Source organism: Emticicia sp. 21SJ11W-3, from assembly GCF_024138715.1.
GTDB lineage: Bacteria > Bacteroidota > Bacteroidia > Cytophagales > Spirosomataceae > Emticicia > Emticicia fluvialis.
Genome location: NZ_CP092074.1, coordinates 1,489,001 through 1,512,105 on the forward strand (window position 1 = coordinate 1,489,001; position 23,105 = coordinate 1,512,105).

General features: G+C 40.9%; 18 protein-coding genes. 12 read left to right on the forward strand and 6 right to left on the reverse strand.

The features are described from left to right. Nucleotides 1-85: 85 nt before the first annotated feature. Both MB380_RS06310 and MB380_RS06315 read right to left on the reverse strand, forming a co-directional pair. Nucleotides 86-1,066: a UDP-glucuronic acid decarboxylase family protein gene (locus MB380_RS06310; protein WP_101725355.1), complete on the reverse strand. Its 981-nt coding sequence runs from the start codon at nucleotides 1,064-1,066 to the stop codon at nucleotides 86-88. A 91-nt stretch (nucleotides 1,067-1,157) separates the two neighbouring features. Next, the gene (locus MB380_RS06315) at nucleotides 1,158-2,471 is read right to left on the reverse strand and encodes a UDP-glucose/GDP-mannose dehydrogenase family protein (RefSeq protein ID WP_101725354.1); all 1,314 of its coding nucleotides are present in this window, start codon (nucleotides 2,469-2,471) and stop codon (nucleotides 1,158-1,160) included. A 615-nt stretch (nucleotides 2,472-3,086) separates the two neighbouring features. Here MB380_RS06315 and MB380_RS06320 point away from each other — a divergent pair. The 4 genes from MB380_RS06320 to MB380_RS06335 all read left to right on the forward strand — a co-directional run bounded on the left by MB380_RS06320 (nucleotide 3,087) and on the right by MB380_RS06335 (nucleotide 8,346). Then, the gene (locus MB380_RS06320; RefSeq protein WP_253533945.1) at nucleotides 3,087-3,752 is read left to right on the forward strand and encodes a gluconate 2-dehydrogenase subunit 3 family protein; all 666 of its coding nucleotides are present in this window, start codon (nucleotides 3,087-3,089) and stop codon (nucleotides 3,750-3,752) included. Nucleotides 3,753-3,785: 33 nt separating this feature from the next. Continuing rightward, entirely contained in the window at nucleotides 3,786-5,504 is a 1,719-nt protein-coding gene (locus MB380_RS06325; RefSeq protein ID WP_253533946.1) for a GMC oxidoreductase, read from the forward strand. Between the two features lie 158 nt (nucleotides 5,505-5,662). Beyond that, nucleotides 5,663-7,096, forward strand: a complete 1,434-nt coding sequence (locus tag MB380_RS06330; RefSeq protein ID WP_253533947.1) for an RNA polymerase sigma factor — start codon at nucleotides 5,663-5,665, stop codon at nucleotides 7,094-7,096. A 167-nt stretch (nucleotides 7,097-7,263) separates the two neighbouring features. After that, nucleotides 7,264-8,346, forward strand: a complete 1,083-nt coding sequence (locus tag MB380_RS06335) for a serine hydrolase (protein WP_253533948.1) — start codon at nucleotides 7,264-7,266, stop codon at nucleotides 8,344-8,346. A gap of 26 nt (nucleotides 8,347-8,372) precedes the next feature. Here MB380_RS06335 and MB380_RS06340 read toward each other — a convergent pair whose 3' ends face one another. After that, nucleotides 8,373-9,578 carry an AIR synthase related protein gene (locus MB380_RS06340; protein ID WP_253533949.1) on the reverse strand — a complete coding sequence of 402 codons (1,206 nt, stop codon included), beginning with the start codon at nucleotides 9,576-9,578 and terminating at the stop codon, nucleotides 8,373-8,375. Nucleotides 9,579-9,649: 71 nt separating this feature from the next. Then, the gene (locus tag MB380_RS06345; protein ID WP_253533950.1) at nucleotides 9,650-10,435 is read right to left on the reverse strand and encodes a cyanophycinase; all 786 of its coding nucleotides are present in this window, start codon (nucleotides 10,433-10,435) and stop codon (nucleotides 9,650-9,652) included. A gap of 66 nt (nucleotides 10,436-10,501) precedes the next feature. Here MB380_RS06345 and MB380_RS06350 point away from each other — a divergent pair, with 66 nt between their 5' ends. Beyond that, on the forward strand, nucleotides 10,502-11,578 hold the full coding sequence (locus MB380_RS06350; RefSeq protein WP_253533951.1) for a glycoside hydrolase family 130 protein: 1,077 nt from the start codon (nucleotides 10,502-10,504) through the stop codon (nucleotides 11,576-11,578). Between the two features lie 162 nt (nucleotides 11,579-11,740). Here the strand turns inward: MB380_RS06350 and argH are convergent, their stop codons facing one another. Further along, nucleotides 11,741-13,093 (reverse strand): argininosuccinate lyase, encoded by a 1,353-nt coding sequence (gene argH / locus MB380_RS06355; protein ID WP_253533952.1) that lies wholly within the window; start codon nucleotides 13,091-13,093, stop codon nucleotides 11,741-11,743. A 175-nt stretch (nucleotides 13,094-13,268) separates the two neighbouring features. Here argH and MB380_RS06360 point away from each other — a divergent pair, with 175 nt between their 5' ends. After that, complete coding sequence (locus MB380_RS06360) at nucleotides 13,269-14,189, forward strand: RluA family pseudouridine synthase (protein ID WP_253533953.1); 921 nt, start codon at nucleotides 13,269-13,271, stop codon at nucleotides 14,187-14,189. Here MB380_RS06360 and MB380_RS06365 read toward each other — a convergent pair whose 3' ends face one another. Then, the gene (locus MB380_RS06365; RefSeq protein WP_253533954.1) at nucleotides 14,190-14,507 is read right to left on the reverse strand and encodes a DUF4286 family protein; all 318 of its coding nucleotides are present in this window, start codon (nucleotides 14,505-14,507) and stop codon (nucleotides 14,190-14,192) included. It lies immediately after the preceding gene. Nucleotides 14,508-14,599: 92 nt separating this feature from the next. Between MB380_RS06365 and MB380_RS06370 the strand changes: the two genes are divergently transcribed. The 6 genes from MB380_RS06370 (at nucleotide 14,600) to MB380_RS06395 (ending at nucleotide 23,078) form a co-directional block, all read left to right on the forward strand. Beyond that, nucleotides 14,600-17,125 (forward strand): YfhO family protein, encoded by a 2,526-nt coding sequence (locus MB380_RS06370; RefSeq protein WP_253533955.1) that lies wholly within the window; start codon nucleotides 14,600-14,602, stop codon nucleotides 17,123-17,125. 42 nt (nucleotides 17,126-17,167) lie between these two features. After that, nucleotides 17,168-18,160: a glycosyltransferase gene (locus MB380_RS06375; protein ID WP_253533956.1), complete on the forward strand. Its 993-nt coding sequence runs from the start codon at nucleotides 17,168-17,170 to the stop codon at nucleotides 18,158-18,160. A 19-nt stretch (nucleotides 18,161-18,179) separates the two neighbouring features. Beyond that, entirely contained in the window at nucleotides 18,180-18,896 is a 717-nt protein-coding gene (locus MB380_RS06380; protein WP_253533957.1) for an FkbM family methyltransferase, read from the forward strand. A gap of 216 nt (nucleotides 18,897-19,112) precedes the next feature. Continuing rightward, complete coding sequence (locus tag MB380_RS06385) at nucleotides 19,113-20,153, forward strand: agmatine/peptidylarginine deiminase (protein WP_409014709.1); 1,041 nt, start codon at nucleotides 19,113-19,115, stop codon at nucleotides 20,151-20,153. Further along, nucleotides 20,154-20,498 (forward strand): n-acetylglutamate synthase, encoded by a 345-nt coding sequence (locus tag MB380_RS06390; protein WP_253533959.1) that lies wholly within the window; start codon nucleotides 20,154-20,156, stop codon nucleotides 20,496-20,498. Between the two features lie 195 nt (nucleotides 20,499-20,693). Continuing rightward, nucleotides 20,694-23,078, forward strand: coding sequence for a peptidylprolyl isomerase (locus MB380_RS06395; RefSeq protein WP_253533960.1), 2,385 nt, complete (start codon nucleotides 20,694-20,696; stop codon nucleotides 23,076-23,078). Nucleotides 23,079-23,105: the final 27 nt, after the last annotated feature.

The following is a 23,105-nucleotide window of genomic DNA, read 5'->3' on the forward strand; positions in this document are numbered from 1 at the left end:
GCAAATACTGCGCTTGGGGCATAAAAACTTTCATAAAAAGTTTCTAAAATAAAAACCGGAGACTGAGCGCCTCCGGTTTTGTTATTTATTTCTTTTCAAAATCACGATGAATGGCTTCTTCGTAGAGCCTTTCTTTCGGCAGGCTTTTGAAATAGTTGTATGTAATGGCTAAACCTTCTGCACGGCTTACTTTGGGCTCCCATCCTAATATTTCCCTTGCTTTGGTAATATCGGGCTGGCGTTGCTTTGGGTCATCTTTTGGCAGCGGCTTATGAACAATCTTCTGGTCAGTACCGGTTAATTTAATGATTTCTTCGGCAAACTGCTTAATGGTTATTTCAGCCGGGTTACCGACATTAACCGGATACGCATAGTCTGACAGCAACAAACGATAGATGCCCTCAACGAGGTCGTCAACGTAGCAGAACGAGCGCGTCTGCGAGCCATCGCCAAAAATCGTTAAATCTTCACCACGCAAAGCCTGGCCAATAAATGCAGGCAATACGCGGCCGTCGTTCAGGCGCATACGCGGTCCATAGGTATTAAATATACGTACAATTCTTGTTTCAAGACCATGATAGGTATGGTAGGCCATAGTCATGGCTTCCTGAAAGCGTTTGGCTTCGTCATAAACACCTCTTGGGCCAACCGGGTTTACATGCCCCCAGTATTCTTCATTTTGAGGATGCACGAGCGGGTCTCCATAAACTTCAGAAGTAGAGGCAATAAGAACTCTGGCTTTTTTTACGCGTGCAAGGCCAAGGCAATTATGTATACCCAAAGACCCAACCTTAAGTGTCTGAATCGGAATCTTCAGGTAGTCAATCGGGCTGGCCGGCGATGCAAAATGCAGGATATAGTCAATACTACCCGGCACATGGATAAACTTACTGACGTCGTGATGATAAAATTCAAAATTAGGATGCTTGAACAAATGCTCAATATTACGCAAATCGCCGGTAATGAGGTTGTCCATGGCAATTACGTAATGGCCTTCTTTGATAAATCTATCGCATAGGTGAGAGCCTAAAAATCCGGCGCCCCCTGTAATGAGTACTCTTTTCATAAAATGATATTGAATTTCCCCTGATTACTTTGTTTTAATCAGAAAACTAAGCAGGATAGGGGATCTAAGCCTGATAGTTTTCTGATTTAACTTATGCCTCTACGGTATCTCTACCAATACTGTAATAAGTATAGCCCAAATCTTTCATGTCTTTTAGTTCATAAAGGTTACGGCCATCAAAAATTACCTTATTTTTTAGTTTGCCATCCATTTTTTCAAAGTCAGGCGTGCGGAACTCAGGCCACTCTGTCATTATCATTAATGCATCAGCATCCTGAATTGCTTCGTATGGGTTTTTAGCATATTTTACTTTTTTGCCTACTACGCCACGCACGTTCTCCATTGCTTCAGGGTCATATACAACCACTTTAGCACCTGCTTTTCTTAGCTCTTTTATGTTATACAATGCCGGTGCCTCACGGATATCGTCAGTGTGCGGTTTAAAAGCAAGCCCCCACATGGCAATGGTTTTTCCTTTCAGGTCTCCGTTGAAGTACTTCTTCAATGGGGCTACCAGCTTGGTTTTTTGTTTTTCGTTTACTTTCATTACCGATTTCAGGATTCTGAAATCGTAATCAAAATCGTTAGCCGTTTTTTCAAGTGCCTGTACATCTTTCGGGAAACAACTACCACCGTAGCCTATACCTGCAAACAAAAATCGCTTACCGATACGGCTGTCGGTACCGATACCTCTTCTGATGTCATCTACATTGGCATTGGCTTTTTCACAAAGATTGGCTATCTCGTTCATGAACGTGATTTTCATGGCAAGGAATGCATTGGCAGCATATTTGGTCATCTCTGCAGAGCGTTCGTCCATGAAAATAATTGGGTTACCCTGACGAACCAACGGAGCATATAGTTTCTCCATTACTTTTTTCGCCTTATCTGACTTTGTGCCAATTACTACGCGGTCAGGCTTCATAAAGTCTTCTACTGCTACCCCTTCTCTTAAGAACTCAGGGTTAGAAACCACGTCAAATTCAACTTTGGCGTTGGCCGCAATGCGGTCATGCACTTTTTCTGCTGTTCCTACAGGTACAGTACTTTTATCTATAATTACGGTATAGTTTTCTAACAAAGGGCCCAGGTCGTTGGCTACCCCAAGAATATACTTTAGGTCGGCTGAGCCGTCTTCACCCGGAGGGGTTGGCAAGGCTAGAAAAATAACTTGTGCGTCTTTAATGCCCTCAGCAAGGTTGGTTGTAAAAGTCAAACGCCCCTCTTTGGTGTTGCGCTCAAATATTACATCAAGGCCTGGTTCATAAATGGTTAATTTGCCTTTGTTAAGTTTTTCAACTTTACGGCTGTCAATATCTATACATGTAACCTGATTCCCTGTTTCAGCAAAACAGGTGCCGGTAACCAGACCAACATATCCCGTTCCAACGACTGCAATTTTCATGTGAGTTTTTGTTCAGATTTTTGAAAAAATACGCTTTATTATTGTAATAAATTTAAGCATGTCGTAAAGTTATATTTTTTTTGATAGCTAAGTGTAAAAATTAAAAATTTTTTTTCAAAATACCCCACTTAATGGGCATAAGGGTTCATTAAGTGTGTTTTTTACAAGTCTAATTGTTGATTTTTTGAGTCCTGTTTTTACCACACCGTTATTTAATTATTATATTAAACAGACCAATTGAATAGACTATTGAGCGCCTCTTACAATTGAGTTCGTTCAGACGCCGCACAGCAAAATCGCAGTTATTAAAATGAGTATGAAGGTGACCCTGATATTGAACCAAATCTGTTTTATTTTTGTGTTTAGCTCTTTTCAGAATCTTACTAAGGCGTTATAATTGATACTTGATTTTATAGTTAAGGAAGCCGGACGAATTGTTTATTCAATCTTGAATTAAAAACCGGCATTTCAACAGACATTAACCTTTACACAATTATTTTCATGTTTTTATAGTTTTTAATCCAATTTTCATGAAACCAAATTTGATGAAACAATTTTTTCTTCCGTAATTTCAGGGTCTAAATAATCGACAAACCTTTAAATATCACTACGACATTGAATAGAAGAGATGCCATGCAAAGAGTGGCCTTCCTGATGGGAGGTGCTTTGTCTGCCCCTACAATGATTGCTATGCTGGAAGGTTGTAAGTCTAATACAGCAACCGAAGCAGCTACCTCAGGTTTTTCTTTTTCCACCGATTACAAAAATCTTGTATCTGAAATTGCGGAAATAATAATTCCGAAAACTTCTACCCCTGGTGCCAAAGATGCTGGCGTGGGGCCATTTATTGAATTGATGCTTAAAGATTGCTATACTCCGGCACAGCAGGCGCATTTTACCAAAGGGCTGGACGACCTGGAAGCGGCCTCGGTAAAAGACAACGGAAAGAAATTTCTTGAGAGTACTCCTGAACAACAAACGGTGCTTTTGAAGAAGTTTGAGCAAATGGCCAATGATGAGCTGAAACAACAGGAACAATCAAAGAAAATAGTAGATAATGAAACTGGTTTGGTAAAAGACCCTAAAGACCCAAAGACGAACGATAAATCGAAGAAGGAGACACCTCCGGTGCCGTTCTTTAAACTAATGAAAGAATTGACACTTCTGGGTTATTTTACTTCTGAAGCAGGGGCAAAAAATGCCCTGGCTTATGTAGAAGTACCGGGCAGGTATGATGGTTGTGTGAAGATGACGCCGGGTCAGAAAGTATGGGCTTTATAATTTAAAACTGAAAAGATTTCAACCGTAACGAAAATGAATATTCAAGGAAAATCAAAAGAACAAATGACCTACGACGCCATAGTTGTGGGTTCGGGTATATCTGGTGGTTGGGCAGCCAAAGAATTGTGCGAGAAAGGGCTGAAAGTATTGATGCTGGAGCGCGGAAGAGATATTAAACACGTTACTGGTTATGTAACAGCTACTAAAAACCCATGGGATTTCCCACATAGAGGTAAAGTTGACAACATGGCTCGTGAAGAATACTGGGCTAGTGTGCGTACCGGTTATACGGCCAATGAAGAACACCGCCATCATTTTGAAAACGATAAGCAAAATCCGTATCTGGAAAAACGTGGCTTTGATTGGATTCGCGGCTACCATGTTGGTGGACGCTCATTGATGTGGGGTCGGCAGAGTTACCGTTGGAACGAAAGAGACTTTACCGCTAACCTGGAAGACGGACACGGGGTAGACTGGCCGATCAGATATAAAGACCTGGCGCCATGGTATAGCTACGTTGAGTCGTTTATTGGTGTGAGTGGTTACAAAGAAGGGCTTGATGTGTTACCGGATGGGAATTTCCAGCCGGGCATGGAAATGAACTGCGTAGAAAAAGAAGTCAGAGGTACCATTCAGAAGAAATTTAATGGCCGCCACGTAACCATTGGCCGCACGGCTCACTTAACTGCGCCAACACAGATTCAGACCGAATTAGGGCGGGCTTCTTGTCAATACCGCAATGCCTGTATGCGTGGCTGCCCGTATGGTGCTTATTTCAGTACGCAATCTTCTACTTTGCCTGCTGCAAACAAAACGGGTAACCTTACGTTGATGGCTGATAAAATTGTGTATCAGGTAATTTTTGATGATGAGAAAGGTAAAGCAGTAGGTGTTAAAACCATTGACCAGAATACGAATGAGCAGATGGATTTCTTCTCTAAAATCATATTCCTTAATGCTTCTGCTATTAACTCGGCCTGGATATTGATGCAGTCGAAATCTAAAACACATCCTAACGGATTAGGTAATGAGTCTGACCAGTTGGGCAGAAACATCATGGACCACCACCTGAGTGTAGGGGCCTCGGGTACATTTGAGGGTATGGAAGATATGTATTATTATGGAAGAAGAGCCAATGGTGTGTATATTCCGCGTTTTGTTAACTGGGGTAGCGACAAGAAAAGAGACTATGTACGTGGTTTTGGTTATCAGGGCGGAGCCAGCCGCGAAGGCTGGGGAAGAGGTAATTATAAAGATGGCTTTGGCGCAGAATTTAAAGAGTCTTTAACGACTCCAGGAGCATGGACTTTCGGCATCGGGGGCTTTGGTGAAACCCTGCCTGATGAAAGCAACCGTTTTACCCTTTCTGACAAAAAAGACAAATGGGGCTTGCCAATTGTTGAGTTTGACGCCGCATGGGGAGAAAACGCCTTGAAAATGCGTATCGATATGATGAACGAAGCCGCAGAAATGTTGGAGGCAGCAGGTTTGAAAAACATCAATGCTTATAATAACCTGACGCCGAACCCGGGTATCGGTATCCACGAAATGGGAACTGCCCGTATGGGAAGAGACAAGAAAACATCTGTTTTGAACGCTCACAACCAGGTTTGGGGTGCTCCCAATGTTTTTGTAACTGATGGTGCTGCCATGGTTTCGGCCTCTTGTGTTAACCCATCACTCACATACATGGCATTAACGGCAAGAGCAGCAGACTTTGCTGTAAATGAGCTAAAGAAAATGAATCTCTAACCACTAAGAGATGTCAAAAAACAAACGGCTAAGGAGACAATCTTCTTAGCCGTTTTTGTATGGGGCTGTTTAGAATATTTCTGGTAAGACTGATTATTCAGTTCTAGCCGTAAAAAAAATATACTATCAAACTGCCACCTTTTAAGCTTTGTGCATCATTGCAAAAAGAAACTCATGACATGACCAAATTGATGCAGAATTTCTGGGAAACGGCTTATAAACAAAACATCGGCAAAATGTTGGGTATTTGCTATAGGTATGTGCGAGACAAACAGGTGGCAGAAGACCTTGCGCATGATGCCTTTCTGAATGCCATTGACAAAGTTTCGGGTTTTGAGGGCAGAGGACATTTTGATGCCTGGCTCAGAAAGATAGTAGTCAATGAGGCTTTGAAATATCTGAGAGACCAGAAGCAAAAGGAAGCACATAGTGAGTGGCTGCAATATGAAAGTGAAATGCTGGCTACAGAAGAAGAAACATTGGCCGCAGATTTTACGCACGAAGAACTAATGGCAGCCATTAGCCAATTGCCTGAATACCACAAATTGGTATTTAATCTTTACGTGATTGATAAATTCAGTCATGCCGAAATAGCGCAGGAGTTAGGTATAAGCGAAGGCACATCTAAATCTCACCTTGCCAGAGCAAGAAAGAAAATCAGAGCTTTATTACTGGAGAAAGAGAACAAGAAACGGGCTGTTCTTCCTTTATTCATACCTCTTTTACTATGGAATATTGACGGTATTTACCGAAAGGCATTCCGCAATTTTGAGATAAAGCCTGATAGGTTATTAAAAATTGATGCGGATTATTTATCAATACCTACGTTTAACCCTTCTTCTGTTGTTTCAAGCAGTTTCATCAGTTCCGGAGCCGTTATCGGTGGTGTGGCGGTTAGTCTGACATTAATCGTAGTTTTCTCAAGGCAAGAGCCTGATTTGGAGATTCAGAAAGAAATAAGCTCGAACACCATACCTGTTAAGTTGACGCAATACGTAGTAACCCAACCTGACAATTATGAACCTATTACTATTGACGACCAGAATATAAGTAATACTAAAAATTCTGACACTACAAGTGCAACCATTTCTGATAATGCCATCATAACTGATGAAAACAATATAAACAATACAGAAATGAAAAGACTAAGCACAGTAGGAGCCTTGCTGATGGCAGGTGCCAGTATGGGATTCGATTCTTCAAAGAATCTGACGGCTAATTTAAGTTCACGTTTCAAATTACCCGACGTTCAGTTTCAGGCAAAAAAAGATGGGTTTGTATTAAATAGAAAAGAAGGAGAGGGGACTTTCAATGCATCAAAGATAGTCTGGTCGTCAAAGAACCATTATGTTTACATGAAGGGGATTAATATGAGAGCAAAGTTTGAAAAAGACAACTTTAATGCAACCGGTACGGTGTCTTTTTTAGGAGAAGTATACTATTTACTGATTGATGGGCAGGAAGCCCAATTGGATAAAGATATAATGCTCTCAGATAACCAATATTCTGTAAAATCATTAAGCATTAAAGAGTCCATACAGAAATACGGCGACAAGGGGAAAAACGGTGCTGTTGAAATAGTTAAACTTTAATAATGACTCAATTCAGCTAGTTTTTTTTAATCTAAATATTCAATATGAATCTCCGACTTTCTTCCTTTACAATACACTGCATAAGGCTGTGCGTAATCATATGTTTTTTGGGTCAATCGAATGGCTTCTCTCAAGGAAGCCATTTAGATAGCTCAATCCGTAATTTTATGGCTGCAAAACAAATTCCCGGTTTTGCAGCCTGCAAGGTGCAAAACGATAGGATTGTCTGGACAAAGGCTTTCGGACTAGCCTCTATTGAGAAGAAAATCCCGATAAGTATAGATGGAATAATGAACATAGGTTCCATTTCAAAAACCTTTACTGCCACGGCAATTATGCAACTGTGGGAAAAAGGCAAAATAGACCTGTACGCAGATGTAAATGATTACTTAGATTTTGCTATCAGAAATCCCGCATTCCCTGATAAACCCATAACTGTTTTTCAGTTATTAACGCACACCTCATCTATAATTGATGGAGAAGCATATCATCATAGTTATGCCTGCGGAGACCCAACCGTTACACTTTATGATTGGATATTTGACAACCTCAATAAAAGCGGTAAATATTTTGGTAATGGAAGTAATTTTCATGCTTTCGCTCCTGGAGAGAAAGAAAGATATTCGAATGTAGGTTTTGGGCTTTTAGGCCTTATTGTAGAAAAGGTTTCCAAGCAACCCTTTAATATCTATTGCAGAAATTTCATTTTTAAACCATTAGGAATGAACAAAACCGGATGGTTTTTAAGTGAAGTAAATACGGATAAGCATATCACTCCTTATGCTTTTGTAACCAAAGAGAATAGAAATGACCTGCTGAAGGATAAAAAATTGTTTGCACCCCAATCTACATTTGAAATAAATAGTTTTGCTGCGCATTGCCTGTATAGCTTCCCTAATTATCCGGACGGACTTGTCAGAACCAGTGTAAGAGAATTGTCTTATTTTCTAAGAGCTATGATAAATGGTGGGACACTCAATGGTGTGAAAATTCTAAACGAGGCCACCGTGACCAAAATGCTTACCTTACAAATTGAAGGAAATAATCATAGAGGCTTATGCTGGGAGAAGTCTGAGTTTAAAACGGCTGAAAAGACTATATCATTATGGGGGCACACAGGGGGTGACCCAGGTATTACTACCTATCTTTTATTTGACCCAATCGAAAAAATAGGTATAATAACATTTCAGAATAATGCCACCGATGGCACAAGCGACATTGCCAGAAAAATATATATTGAAGCAAAGTAAAAACTAAACCACGACTATTTCTCTTCTCAATAAACAAACTCCCCATACTCACTCTTGATTGTTACCCGTTTGGTATCAAAAGCTTCTACCCGGCCAATTATCTGTGCATCAATATTGAATGATTGGGCAATTTCTATAATTCGTTGTGCATATTGTTCAGGCAGGTATACTTCCAGACGATGCCCCATGTTAAAGACTTTGTACATTTCCTGCCAGCTGGTGCCACTTTGCTCGTGTATCAGTTTAAATAAAGGAGGAATAGGGAAGAGATTATCTTTAATTACATGTAACTGGTCAATAAAATGAAGTACTTTGGTTTGCGCGCCACCGCTGCAATGCACCATGCCGTGTATGTAAGGACGAAGCTCATCCAGAAAAACTTTAGCAACCGGCGCATAGGTACGGGTAGGAGATAGAATCAGCTTGCCTACATCAGGCAGCGCGTCTAATGTTTCTTTATCCTGAGTTGAATTAAATGATTCTGTGGCAGTAGCATCAGTAAGCGATTTTTCGCCACTGTAAACCAGCGAGAAATCAATATCTCCATCAAAACTTTCAGGATATTTCTCGGCATATATTTTACTCAGCACATCATGTCTGGCAGAGGTAAGCCCGTTACTACCCATGCCACCGTTATATTGTTTCTCATAAGTGGCCTGTCCGAAAGACGCTAAACCAACTATTACATCGCCGGCTGCAATTCTATCGTTCGATATCACGTCTTCGCGTTTCATGCGGGCTATCAGCGTACTGTTAACGGCAATGGTTCTTACCAGGTCTCCTACGTCGGCAGTTTCACCACCTGTGCTGTAAATTTCAATACCGTGGCTGCGGAGCATTTCCAGGCATTCTTCGGTTCCGTTTATTATTTCAGCAATTACTTCACCCGGAATTTTATTTTTATTTCTATCAATGCTCGATGAAATTAACATTGGCCCTACAGACCCTACACAAAGCAGGTCGTCGGTGTTCATAACAATAGAGTCTTGCGCAATACCTCTCCATACCGATAAGTCGCCTGTTTCTTTCCAGTATAAATAAGCAAGAGAGGTTTTGGTACCTGCGCCGTCGGCATGCATAATGTTACAATAGGCGGGGTCTGCTCCCAGCGTATCCGGAGAAATTTTACAGAATGCCTTTGGGAATAAACCCTTGTCAAGCTTTTCAATAGCCTTATGAACATCTTCTTTAGCGGCAGAAACACCGCGCTGCATATAACGGTCGGTACTCATTAGATAATTGATTTTTGCTGCAAAGGTAAGAAAAATGTGTTTTGTGCGGTGAAATAAATCAGCCCATCAACCTACTTTATACGTTTTCTTTTTTGTAGGTCATATTTTTCTCCTTTTTCCAGTATCAAGAATTTCATCTCGTTCCGTTTTTTCAAGGCTTCAAAAATCATAACCTGGCTTTCGCCCAATACTTCGGCCGTGCTATTGTTTTCAATATACAAGGCTGTGTTTTCATCAATACCTACGCCTAGTTGTTCGGGGTTTTTAAAAATCAGACCTATGAGGCGGTTTTGTCTCTGGCGTTTTATAAAATGTTGGTCTACAATTACGTCAGGCAGCAAACCTAAACCTTTTTTTACTTCAACTTTTGTGCCGTCAATTACCTTAAAGTCGCCCTCGCCTGTAATCATAATTGGGGTCATAATGGCTGTTCCGGCACTGGTTCCACCAAAAATTACCCCCTTTTTATAATAGGCGTGCATGGCATTAAAAAGTTCTTCGTCTTGCAGAACATCCATGATTCTGTTCTGGTCGCCGCCTGTAAAAAATATACCCTTTGCCGATTTCAACTGACCCAGTAAGATGGCTTTACTTCCGGCAGTAAGCGGAGCAAAAGGCGCTTTCTCTACTTTTATTTTCGACAAACCCTCCACATCTTTTGCAAAAGCCTTGTAGCTTTCTTCGGGTTCACCACCAGCCCAGGTTATTACCAGAATTTCTCCGGTTTCGCCACCGCTGCGGTCAATAAATTTAGCCATAACATCGGTGGTGCGTTTACCGCCGCCAACTATCAGTAGTTTTTCCTGAGCCAATGCAGGCACACTGCCCAATATAAAAAGAAAGAGTAAACGTATCATTTTGTTTTAGATAGAATGTATATATTTGAAATGAAACCTAATGTAAAAAACTGAAAATGCAAATCTATGAAAAAATATCTCCTTATTCTGGCCCTGTTTGCAGTAGCCTGCAAAAACAAAACTGAGCAAGACTGGCAATTAACACCATTTGTAAAGCAGGATGCCGAAAACCCGGTTTTATTACCCAACGATACAACTACTTTTGATGACCCCATTCTGAAAAGGAACATTAACTGGGAAGCCAAAGATGTCTATAATCCATCGGCCGTGGTTCGAGACGGCAAGGTGTATTTGTTGTACAGGGCAGAAGACACCCTGAAAGTTGTTGACGGCACCTCCCGGCTCGGTCTGGCCATCAGTGACGATGGTATTCATTTTAAGCGCCAACCCAAGCCTGTGTTTTATCCGGCAGAAGACTTTATGAAAAAATATGAGTATCCGGGAGGGTGCGAAGACCCAAGGCTGGTAGAAACTGAAGACGGGAAGTACATTCTTACTTATACTGCCTACGATGGAAAAACAGCCAGGCTTTGTGTGGCGTCATCGCCAGACTTACAAAACTGGAAAAAAGAAGGGCTGGCTTTTAAAGATGCCAGGTATGAAAACCTGTGGTCGAAATCTGGTGCCATCATTACAGAAAAAGTGAAAGACAAATTTGTGGCAAAAAAAATAAACGGTAAATACTGGATGTATTTTGGCGATACCAATTTGTTTTTGGCCTCTTCTGATAACCTGACCGACTGGAAGATACTGGAAGATGAAACCGGAAAACCTAAGCCAATTGTAAAACCGCGCGACGATAACTTTGATAGCTGGCTGGTTGAGTCGGGGCCTCCGGCTTTTATAACAGATAAAGGCATATTGCTGATTTATAACAGCGCTAACAAGGGGTTTCAGAATAAGGCAACCAATACCAAAAATGCGTATAGAGCAGGGCAAGTGTTATTGGATAAAAACGACCCGACCAAGATTATCGACCGCTCAGAAAAGTTTTTCTTTGAGCCTGATAAACCTTATGAGCTAACAGGGCAGGTAAATAATGTGGTTTTTGTAGAAGGGCTTGTTAATTTTAAAGACAGGTGGTTTCTGTACTACGGCACGGCAGATTCTAAAATTGCAGTAGCGGTTTGCGATAAAAAGTAAACCAGCTGAAAAACCAGGAGGAGTAATTCCGGTTCCGGATTACTCCTCCTTGGTTTATGATATCAGTACTTTGGTTAATCTACTGTTTGTAAGCAAATAAATACACGGGTTGATTGAACGAAGTTATATTTATGTCTGGCAGGCGCCTCTGATAAGCGTTTATCAGACTTTCCAATTTAATAATTTATCAAGTGCTGTGTCAATTTTCTCGAACTCAAAGCTTTTAATAACTTCATCCATCATTCTCACAATATCTTCATTGCAAAGGTTGCCAATGCTGCCCTCCAATGTATGGTTCAGCTCGCGGGCAGCTTCATAAGTACCACCAAATACTTCATCTTTAACCTTAAGATAAGCATCTCTGAACGGCAGACCTTGCATAACCAGCTCATTCACTCTTTCAACCGAGAAAATCGGGTCATATTTTTTATCGGCCAGTAAATCAGGCTTTACCTCAATATTTGTCAGCATCATGGCTGCAATATCCAGGCATTCGGTAACCTGGTCAAAAGCCGGCATCAAAATCTCTTTAAGAATCTGCATGTCGCGATGATACCCACTAGGCAGGTTGCTGGTAACAAACGCCAGTTCGGTAGGTAAGCCTTTCAGGCGGTTAGTTTTGGCTCTTAGCAGTTCTGCTACATCGGGGTTCTTTTTATGGGGCATAATGCTGCTGCCGGTTGTAAATGCATCAGGCAGGGTTACAAATCCGAAGTTCTGCGAGTTATACAAACAAACATCCATAGCCATTCTTGAAAGCGTAGTGGCAAGCGATGTTAGTGCCGACAGCGTAACATATTCTGTTTTACCGCGGGTCATCTGTGCATAAACTACATTATAATTGAGGTCGCTAAAACCCAGCAGCTGAGTAGTAAGAGTACGGTCTAGCGGAAAAGAACTTCCATAGCCAGCCCCTGAACCCAACGGGTTTTTATTAATTACCTTATAGGCACCCTGAAGCACCTGAACGTCATCTACCAGACTTTCGGCATAGGCGCCAAACCATAGCCCGAAAGACGAAGGCATAGCAATTTGCAAATGCGTGTAGCCGGGCAGTAAGTGGTGTTTGTTTAATTCGCTTTGCTCAATCAGTTTCTGAAACACTACCTCTATTTTCTGAACCACCGTACGTACCTGATGGCGCATATACAATTTCAGGTCTACCAATACCTGGTCGTTTCTTGAGCGGCCACTATGAATCTTTTTGCCGATATCGCCCAAAGCCTGTGTCAAAAGCCATTCAACCTGAGAATGCACATCCTCAATGCTATCTTCTATCTGAAACTGATGCTCTTCAATTTTTTTGTAGATTTTACGGCACTCGTCCAGCAAATTAGCCAGCTCTTCGGTGTTCAGCAAACCAATGGTTTCCAGCATAATGCCATGAGCCATAGACCCAAGTACATCAAAACCGGCCAGATACAAGTCCATTTCGCGGTCGTTGCCTACTGTAAAATTTTCAATTACTTTATTATCAGAACTATTGCTGCTGCTTTCTTTCTGCCAGAGTTTCACTATTTCGGAGGTTTGATTACTGCACAAATATAAAATGAAAAAATTGCTTGCTGATGGTTTGTTAAGTTTTTAGGAACAGATAATTGTTAATAACCCAATAATTTGTGGGGTCTGTCGGCAAACCGTTGAATAATATCTACCTTTGCCTTACTGAATGTTTGAATAAGTAATGATTATGCGAGGTAATTTCAAGAAAGGAAACGGACAACAAAAACGGACTGACAATCTCTCAGATACCAGATTTACAGTAAATGAAGATACTGAACTTTTGGTTTTTTTGCTCAGAAGCATCAATAAAAGCCGGAATGATGTAAAGGTATTGCTGAGAGACAAACATATATATGTTGAGGGCAAAGCCATAACTCAGTTTAACCATCCATTAAAGGCTGGGCAGATAGTGGAGGTAAAGTGGAAAAAGCCGCCGGAAGAACAACGGCTGAAAGGCTTAACCATAGTTTTTGAAGACCAGTATCTCATAGTGATAGCCAAGCAGGAGGGCGTGCTATCTATTGCCACAGAAAAACAAAAAGACAACACCGCTTACAGCACCCTGAGCGCCTACGTAAAAAAGCAGAATACGGCTAACAGAATATTTGTTGTGCACAGGCTAGACCGCGAGACATCTGGGCTGATGATATTTGCCAAAAGCGAAAAAGTGCAGAAACTTTTACAGGAAGACTGGAACAATAATATTGAAGAGCGTACTTATCTGGCTGTAGCCGAAGGAGCAATTGAGAAAGACGCCGGCACCATTGAATCTTATCTGGTTGAAAGCAAAGCGCTGATAGTCTATTCAACCAACAACCCTGCGGCAGGGCAAAAGGCCGTTACACATTACGAAGTGCTGCAACGAAACAGCAGGTATTCTTTAGTAAAGTTTAATCTGGAAACAGGGCGCAAGAACCAGATTCGTGTGCACGCCCAGGATATGAAACACCCCATAGTGGGCGATGCCAAATATGGCGCCACCACTAACCCCATTAACAGGCTGGGGCTGCACGCCTGGGTACTGGCTTTTAAGCACCCCGTAACAAAAGAAAACCTGCGGTTCGAGACCGAAGTGCCGGGTAAATTCTCAAGGCTTTTCGGGCAATAATCAGGGTGTAACTGTTTCAATTTCTTCAAGCAAAGTGCTGAATTGAACGGTTTTACCCCTGAAAAAAATATTATGGCGTTCAAGAAGCAACTCTTTGTGGTTCAGGTCAAAATTCAGGAAGTCTTCCATCGTATTAAAATGAAACTGAAAAGAAAAGGTGCTGCCACCATTATCAATTTCTGTAAGCAGTTTCAGGATGGTCAGGTGGGTTGGTAAATTGGTTTGCATTACGGCCGGAGCGAAATGGGTTTTCATCCATTTCAGCCACTGCTGATGAATGCCGGATTCAACATTAAATGTGATATTAAACAGAAACATTTTGTCTTAATTTTAATCAAAGTATTTGCAAATTTCGGAAAGAAATTTGGTGTTATTCTTACCTAGTTTGATTTTTCTTTGCGTTCTTTGCAATGAAAACCACCATTGAAGATTTAATTTTCATCATATTCCAATACAAGATGTTTAAAAAATTCATCCCTACTATTCTTGCAATTGTTGGCTTTGTTGTGATAAGTTTTTTGTATGCTTCTCCGCTTTTGCAAGGAAAAAGACTTGGCCTGCACGATATCCAGATGGCCTCAGCTGCTGCAAAAGAACTAAACGATTTTCATAAACAAACAGGTGACTGGGGCTGGTGGACCAACTCTATGTTTGGTGGTATGCCCAGCTATATGATAGTAGGGGGGTATCCGAACAGCTGGTCGAGTTGGATAGGCGCCACTTTGCTGGATGTTTTTCCGGTTCCGGCCAATATTTTCATTGCCTTAATGATAGGCTTTTATGTTTTAATGCGTGTACTGAACGTAAACCGATGGCTTAGCTTTTTTGGCGCGGTGGCCTATGCGTTTGGTTCTTATAATATGCTTTTTCTGGAGGCAGGTCATATCTCAAAAAATATAGCTGTTGCATTTGCACCCGGGGTTCTGGCCGGGTTTATTGCGGTTTTCAGAGGCAGGTATTGGCTGGGGGTAGCTATTACCACATTATTTATGGGCTTAGAGATTTATGCCAACCATCCGCAAATAACCTATTACCTGTTTTTCTTACTTGGCTTTTATACTATTTTTGAAACCTTCCTTCATGTTAAAAAAGGCAATTTTTCTGGTTTATTAAAAGCCTACGGTATCATATTAATTGCCCTTACCATTGGTGTTGGCACCAGAGGTATGTATATCTGGAATACCCTGGTTTATTCAAAAGAAACCACACGTGGCAGGTCAGAGCTCACATTAGGAAATGTAAACGGGTCTTCAGACGGGCTCGACAGAGACTACGCCTTTGGCACCAACTATGCTTTCAGCAAAACCGAAACCCTTACTTTACTGGCGCCTAACTTTGTTGGGGGTTCATCTAACGGTAACCTTGGCACCAGCTCTGAAACTTACAAAATGATGGTAGGTAAAGGCGTTGACCCTGCAACTGCGCAAAACTTTAGTTCAAGCCTTCCGTTGTATTTTGGGCCGCAAGGTTACACTTCAGGGGCAAACTATTCGGGCATTATTGTTTTGTTTTTCTTTATTCTGGCTATGTTTATAGTTAAAGACGGTCTAAAGTATGTGCTGCTAGGCACCTCTGTTATTTATTTGTTTATTGCCTGGGGAGCATATTTTACCGGTTTTAACTTCTTTATGTTTGAGTACTTTCCGTATTTCAACAAGTTCAGAGACAGCAAGATGATTCTTACCTTGCTGCACCTGTGTCTGGTGGCTGGTTCAATGTTAGGTATCAAGCAAATTGTTGATAACAACCTTTCATTTAAAGATATCAAAAAGCCATTAATTTATTCGTTGGGTAGTATAGCGGTATTTATAATTATTGGTTATTCGCTTATTGATTTCCATTCGCCGACTGATGACGGAATGGTGAAGAGCATGGCGCAGGCTAACGGTCAGGACTTTGCCAATTCTTATCTTTCAGCAATCATTGCCGACCGTCAATCGGTAGTTTTAAGTGATATTTTCCGCTCATTGTTTTTATTGGCCGCCGCAGCCGGATTAATCTGGGCGTTTACCACGCAAAAAATAAAAGCCAATGTTTTTGTTATTGTAATAGGCGTGCTGGGTGCTCTTGATTTGATACTGGTAGATAAACGATATGTTAACAACGAAGATTTCAAACCGAAATCGGCAATCATAACACAATCTTACACCCCTTCGCCTGCCGACGAACAGATTTTGCAGGATAAAGACCCTGATTTCAGAGTACTTGACCTGCACACCGACCAGGGCTTCTGGTCTGATGCCCAGATTTCATATTTCCACAAGTCGGTAGGTGGGTATCACGGCGCTAAACTGAAAAGAATGCAGGAACTATACGAAAATGCCATGATAAAAGATGGCAGACTCAACCTGCCTGTATTTAATATGCTGAATACGAAGTATTTTATAACTTCAGGCCAGAACGGTGAGCCAGTAGCACAGAGGAATCCGGATGCACTGGGCAACGCATGGTTTGTGAACGAAATAAAGGTTGTGAAAAATGCTGACGAAGAATTGAAATCGGTGGCTAATTTTAATCCTAAAACTGTAGCTTTTGTAGATCAGCGATACAATAGCTACCTGAATGGCCAATCACTAAAACAAGATACAACGGCAACTATAAGGTTAACAGACTATAAGCCAAATGCACTAAGCTATGAGTCAAACTCACCAAGTAATCAGGTGGCGGTTTTCTCTGAGGTTTATTACAGAGGTAACGAAGACTGGAAATCTTATGTTGACGGAGTGGAGACGCCTCATTTCAGAGCTAACTATGTTTTGCGTGCAATGGTTGTACCAGCCGGAAAACATAAAATTGAGTTTAAATTCCAGCCGAAATCAGTGGTTATAGGTACAAAAATAGATTTATTTTCATCAATAATATTCGTACTGTTGGTTGTTGGTGGTCTGGTAATGGAGTTCAGAACAAATGTTTCACCAGACAAATCAAAAAAATAACTGATTGCAGACTTATTGAATAGTAAACAAAAAACCACAGCTATGGCGGTTGTTTCGGTGTTAATGCCTGTTTTTAATGCAGAAAAGTATGTAAAAGAAGCCATTAACAGTATTTTAAATCAAACGCTGAAAGACTTTGAACTGATTATATTGAACGATTCGTCTACTGATAACAGTAAAGATGTTGTTCTTTCAATACAAGATAACCGTATCAGGTACATTGAGAACGAATCTAATCAGGGACTGGCGTTTTCCAGGAATCGCCTGCTCAGTGAAGCCAAAAGCAAGTATATTGCCTGGCTGGATGCCGATGACATTGCTTATCCTACAAGGTTACAGGATGAAGTTGATTTCTTAGAGGCAAATCCAGGCCATGCGATGGTTTCAGGTTGGGCAAGGCTGATTGATTCAGATGGACATGCCACTGGTGATTTCATTAAATCGTACATTCCGGACAAGCACCTGGGCACCTTACTTTTGTTTGTAAACTATTTCGTTCAATCTGGCATGATGTTGAGAAGAGAATATCTGCCAGAGGTACATTACAGACCTGAGTATCCGCCGGCAGAAGATTACGAGCTCTGGGTTCGTATAGCCGCAAGCCATGCTGTTGCTATTCTGCCCAAAATACTGGTAGACTACCGAATTCATGCTACTAATACAAGTTCTACGCAGCAGGAACGGTCTGAGAAAGGTATAAAAATGAATCATCGCCATCAGCTAAGCGAATTGGGAATTAATGCCACGCAGGAAGAAATAGATTTGCACTATTCTATTGCATTTAAAAAAGCCGAAAGCATTGAATACCTCCGGAAAGCATCGGTGTGGCTTCAAGGCATTAAGGCACAAAATAAAATATCCGGTAGGTTTGATGCGACTTCCTTAGCATATATTTTATCTCACAGATGGATAAAAGTATGTACAAGCAACAAAGCATTGGGTATGCAGGCATTAAAGATTTACTTCAAAAGCCCATTGGTACAATTAAGTTTAAGGAATATTTTTTTGATATTACAATATTGTATAAAAAATTAAGAACATACACCGAAGCCAAATGTATAGCGCTATCTTTAAATTATTGCCACTTTTTGATGCTATTAGGCTGAGTATATTGTTTTTTGTAAGAAGATACATTTTCAAATTCGGTAAAGTGATTTTCTCGCAAACAGGTGAAGAAATCCTGATTCAATGGATATTAAAAGACGTAAAGAATGGCTTTTATTTAGATGTGGGTTGTCATCATCCATATAAGATTTCTAATACTTTTCAGCTATATCTAAAAGGCTGGCATGGCATAGCTATTGATGCAAACCCTGCCCTAATTGCCAAGTGGAAAAGAAAGCGTAAAAATGATATTCCGATTATGGCTGCGGTATCGGACCAGGAAAAGGAAGTAACATTCTATGAATTTAAAGAGAGTGAAGTCAATACAATGGATGAGGGGATGATGAGAGAATGGAAGCAAAAGTTTAATTACAGGAGCGAGAGAAAACTGACAACTCAAACCCTGACATCGGTTTTAGATGCGCACTTACCCAAAGGGCAGAAAATTGATTTGATGACCGTCGATGTAGAGGGTAACGATTTCAATGTGATTAAATCAATTGATTTGGCTGTTTATCGCCCTAAGCTAATAGTGGTTGAGATTCATAATACTGATTTATCTGATATTCATGAGAACGAAATTTACAAATACCTTTCAGGTAAGAATTATAAGCTGGTAAGTTTTGCAACTATGAATGGCTATTTCCTCGATGCCACGCAGGCTTGATTAGAAAAGCCTTTTGATTCAGAATTCTAATATGTATCAGAATCTTAATTGTATAAATGATTAACTTCTTCTAATAGGCAAATTACCTGAATTAATAACCCAAACACCTAACAACACTGGTGTTTGGGTTCTTTTTTATAAATAATAGCCTTAACTTTGCGCTCATTTAAAATTTTCTGTTTCTAATCATCAATTAAAACTGAGAAAATAGTGCTTATTACTCCTAAACAAAAAGGTTTTTTCTTTCCAGCTGAATGGCATCCGCATCGCGCAACATGGTTGAGTTTCCCGCAGAGTTCTGATTCCTGGGATTACGGCGAGCGTTTGGAAAGAATTTATCCCTCATACATGGCTTTCATTAAAGCAATTGCTGAAAGTGAGAAAGTATGCATCAATGCCACTAATGAAGAGCAAAAATCACTAATAACGAAATTACTTGAGCAATACGAGATAGACCCCTTGCAGGTTGAGATTCCTGTGCATCCATCAAACGATTCCTGGTGCCGGGATCACGGCCCGGCTTTCCTGATCAACCCCAACACAAAAGAGCGGATGATAGTAGAATGGGGCTATAATGCCTGGGGCGGAAAGTATCCACCCTATGACGATGACGACCGCATACCGGTTAGAATCGCTGAGTATCTGCGTTTGCCTTATGTAGAGCCGGGTATTATTATGGAAGGTGGGTCTGTTGAATTTAATGGCAAAGGAACCGTTCTTACCAGTAAATCCTGTTTATTGAATCCCAATCGGAATCCCCATCTGAATCAACAACAGATTGAACAATATCTGCAGGATTACTACGGAGTTGAACAGATTTTATGGGTAACTGATGGAATAGTAGGAGATGATACAGACGGACACATTGATGACACCACACGCTTTTATAATGAAGACTCGGTGCTGACGGTAGTAGAACATGATAAAACAGATGATAATTACCATCCGTTAAAGCAGAATCTGGAAGACCTCGGCAAAATGACATTGCTGAACGGAAAGTCTTTAAATATTAAAGAGTTACCAATGCCAAATGCTGTATATGACAGCGGCATACGTTTACCGGCTTCTTATGCTAATTTCCTGATTACAAACGGTTCTGTTATTGTGCCAACTTACAGATGCAATAAAGACGATGTAGCACTGGATATTATACAATCCTGCTTCCCGGACAGAAAGATAACAGGCATAGATGCCACAGAGATTATCTGGGGGTTGGGTAGTTTTCATTGTTTATCTCAACAAGAGCCTATCGTTTAAATGTTAAATCTTCATAAAAAAACTTTCCGTGCTGTGCGCAATGCTGCCAATGGCGATGTTGGCGATGAAACCCTTTTCCACTATAGTCAGGAAGCAGATGTGGTATGGGCTGAGTATGCGGGTGGCGCAGTTGTAAAAGGATTTATTATTGCTAAGATGCTGCAAAACAGTGTTTTAGACATGAGGTACGAGCATTTGAATACAGCAGGCGAGCTAATGACCGGCAAATGCATATCTACACCAGAATTACTGCCCGACGGGCGTATCAGGCTACATGAAAAATGGCAGTGGACAAGCGGGGATTTATCGTCTGGAGAGTCTGTTGTGGAAGAAATAATCGGTTAAACTTCGTAAAAAGCAGATTTTTCCGTTATTTTTGATTTCTTTAAGTTATATAGTTTTATGCGACTTTTTTAAGAGGTGGCAAACCTAAACAAAGTTAGTATTCATCACAATAATTTTTAAACGCTCAGAGTTTAGTTATTGTAAAGCAGTAGCATGTATTTTTCGTGTTGCTTTGATGATTGACAAGTGCAATTTATGAAGCCATTTTATAGGATACTTACATATACATTATTGATATCTTCCCAGTTTTCGTGCCAGATTCTGAAAAAGGCACCAACTGATACAGATAAGACATCAAACAGCAAGTCGGTTACCAAAAGCCAGTCGGTGCCGGAGCAGGGGGTTCCTGTAGTTCAGGTTAACTCAGAACCAGTGGGGCTAACGGTTGGTAATCAGGAAGTTCGTGTTTCTGAAGTAAAAAGGGAAGTTGAAAAACTGGTAGTTTCAGACTCGGTTACTGTTGAAAAGGCATTAGAACAGGTTATTCAGGACCAGCGTATAATGTTAGAGGCGCAGAGAAGAGGCTACGACAAGTCTAAAGAGTTTAATGAAGAGTTGCAGACCTACCACAATATTCTGGCAGATGCTTACCTGACAGATAGCGTAACAATTAAGGCTTTATTGAAAGAAACCTATGACTGGCTGCTACAGGAAGTGAGAGGGGGGCATATAATGTTACAACTTCCGGAGTTTGCAAGCCCGGCTGATACTGCTGCGGTATATAGCCGTTTGGTTGATATACGCCGTAGAGCCGTGGAAGGAGAAAGTTTTGAGGTATTGGCCAACCAGTTTTCTGACGATAAAAAGACAAGTATCAAAGGAGGCGACCTGGGCTGGTTTACTGCATTGCAACTTGTGTATCCGCTTGAAAAAGCCGCCTTTACTATACCGGTAGGCCAAATATCAATGCCGGTAAGAACCAAAGCCGGGTATCATCTGGTAAAAGTACGCGAGCGCAGACCAAACAGCGGAAAAGTTCTGGTACAGCATATTTTAAAAGTAGTGCCACCCAACGCAGCAGACTCAGTAGCTTTGAGAGCCAAAACAGAGATAGACTCATTGTATGCGGCTTTAAAGCAGGGAACTGTTTTTGAGGCGCTTTGCGAAAAACATTCTGACGATTACCGGACCAGAAATAATGGTGGTTTACTGCCGGTTTTTGGTGTTGGTACCAGAGAAGAAACGGCGTTTGAAGAAGCCGCTTTTGCACTAAAAGAAGGTGAGATTTCAAAGCCTGTACGAACTTCAGCAGGCTGGCATATTATCAGGCTGGCAAGAAAATTACCGCTAGAGTCTTACGAAGAATTACTGCCTAAATTGAAAGAAAAGGTCGTTACAGATTCAAGAGGAGATCTGGTAAGAGATAATGCACTGAGCAGATTGAAACGAGATATGCACTTTGCTGAAAATGATGAAACCGTTAAAGGTGCCATTGCCACAGCAGATACCAACCTCTTTAAGCGCCGTTGGGGGTACTCGTTGAGCAGCCCGCTTACGGCAAGTACCATTTTTACTATTAATAATAACGAAATAAAAGCCAAAGCATTTTTTGATTATGTAATGGAGAGGCAATTGGTTGAAAGAGTGCCATCTGGCTATACTCCCGAAATCTGGATGCGAAGCTTTTATAAAAAGTTTGTTGATAAAAATGTAAAAGAGTATGCACAATTGCATCTGGAAGAGGTTAATCCTGATTTCAAATCGATGATGCAGGAATACAGCGCGGGTTTCTTGAAGGTGCAGTTGTTGAATGACCTTGTTTTTGAAAAATCTGTTGCCGATACGCTGGGTCAACGTGCGTTTTATGAGAAGAACAAAGAAAAATACAGAATGCCAGAGCGTATTCAGGGTAGTCTGGTTGTAGCCAAAGACGCCAGAACGCTTGAGCAGGTAAAGGAAATTTTTGCTAAGGGTGTTCCGTATCCGCTTAACAGCACCATGAGAACCCCACTTTATTACGATAAGTATGCCAGTGAGCTAACCGCCGAACATAAAAAAATACTGGCCAGCCTTCTGGAAATAATGCGAGCCAACAAAGGGTATATAGTTGAAATAGGCGGTTACGCAGATCATAACGAAAACAATAGCAACTCGGCAGAAAGAATTGAGAAGGTAAAGAGCTTTCTCATAGCAAACGGTTTGCCAATAGAAAGAATAATTGAAAACGACTATGTAAAAACAAAACCTGCCGACCGTTTTGACTGGACAAAAAACCAGCGCGTAACCTTTATTTTCTTTAGCAACTCTAAAAAAGATGTAGAAAAAAGATTCAATAGAAAAGATAACGAGGCTGTTTCAATTGAAGAAGGGTATTTTAAAAAGGGTGACAATATTTTTGTTGATGGATTTAAATGGGAGCCGGGAAGCCGTTCAATGACTAAAAATGGTAGTTTTGTAGAACTGAATATAGAAAGGATTGAACCGGCAAGGTATAAAACATTGCGTGAGGCCCGTGGACAGGTCTTGGCTGATTATCAGAAACAACTGGAGGTCCAGCTAAACAAGGAGCTGGAGCTGCGATATCCGGTTAAGATAAATAAAGAAGAATTAGAAAAGGTAATTGATAACCGAAAACAATAAGTTATAGTACTGCAACGATAGAAAATA

Excerpts from the sequence above, each read along its gene's own strand:
- MB380_RS06310 (WP_101725355.1), bottom strand. The coding sequence starts at position 1,066 with ATGAAAAGAGTACTCATTACAGGGGGCGCCGGATTTTTAGGCTCTCAC.
- MB380_RS06315 (WP_101725354.1), bottom strand. The coding sequence starts at position 2,471 with ATGAAAATTGCAGTCGTTGGAACGGGATATGTTGGTCTGGTTACCGGC.
- MB380_RS06325 (WP_253533946.1), top strand. The coding sequence starts at position 3,786 with ATGAATATTCAAGGAAAATCAAAAGAACAAATGACCTACGACGCCATA.
- MB380_RS06335 (WP_253533948.1), top strand. The coding sequence starts at position 7,264 with ATGGCTGCAAAACAAATTCCCGGTTTTGCAGCCTGCAAGGTGCAAAAC.
- MB380_RS06340 (WP_253533949.1), bottom strand. The coding sequence starts at position 9,578 with ATGAGTACCGACCGTTATATGCAGCGCGGTGTTTCTGCCGCTAAAGAA.
- MB380_RS06345 (WP_253533950.1), bottom strand. The coding sequence starts at position 10,435 with ATGATACGTTTACTCTTTCTTTTTATATTGGGCAGTGTGCCTGCATTG.
- MB380_RS06350 (WP_253533951.1), top strand. The coding sequence starts at position 10,502 with ATGAAAAAATATCTCCTTATTCTGGCCCTGTTTGCAGTAGCCTGCAAA.
- MB380_RS06360 (WP_253533953.1), top strand. The coding sequence starts at position 13,269 with ATGCGAGGTAATTTCAAGAAAGGAAACGGACAACAAAAACGGACTGAC.
- MB380_RS06365 (WP_253533954.1), bottom strand. The coding sequence starts at position 14,507 with ATGTTTCTGTTTAATATCACATTTAATGTTGAATCCGGCATTCATCAG.
- MB380_RS06370 (WP_253533955.1), top strand. The coding sequence starts at position 14,600 with ATGAAAACCACCATTGAAGATTTAATTTTCATCATATTCCAATACAAG.
- MB380_RS06375 (WP_253533956.1), top strand. The coding sequence starts at position 17,168 with ATGGCGGTTGTTTCGGTGTTAATGCCTGTTTTTAATGCAGAAAAGTAT.
- MB380_RS06380 (WP_253533957.1), top strand. The coding sequence starts at position 18,180 with ATGTATAGCGCTATCTTTAAATTATTGCCACTTTTTGATGCTATTAGG.
- MB380_RS06390 (WP_253533959.1), top strand. The coding sequence starts at position 20,154 with ATGTTAAATCTTCATAAAAAAACTTTCCGTGCTGTGCGCAATGCTGCC.
- MB380_RS06395 (WP_253533960.1), top strand. The coding sequence starts at position 20,694 with ATGAAGCCATTTTATAGGATACTTACATATACATTATTGATATCTTCC.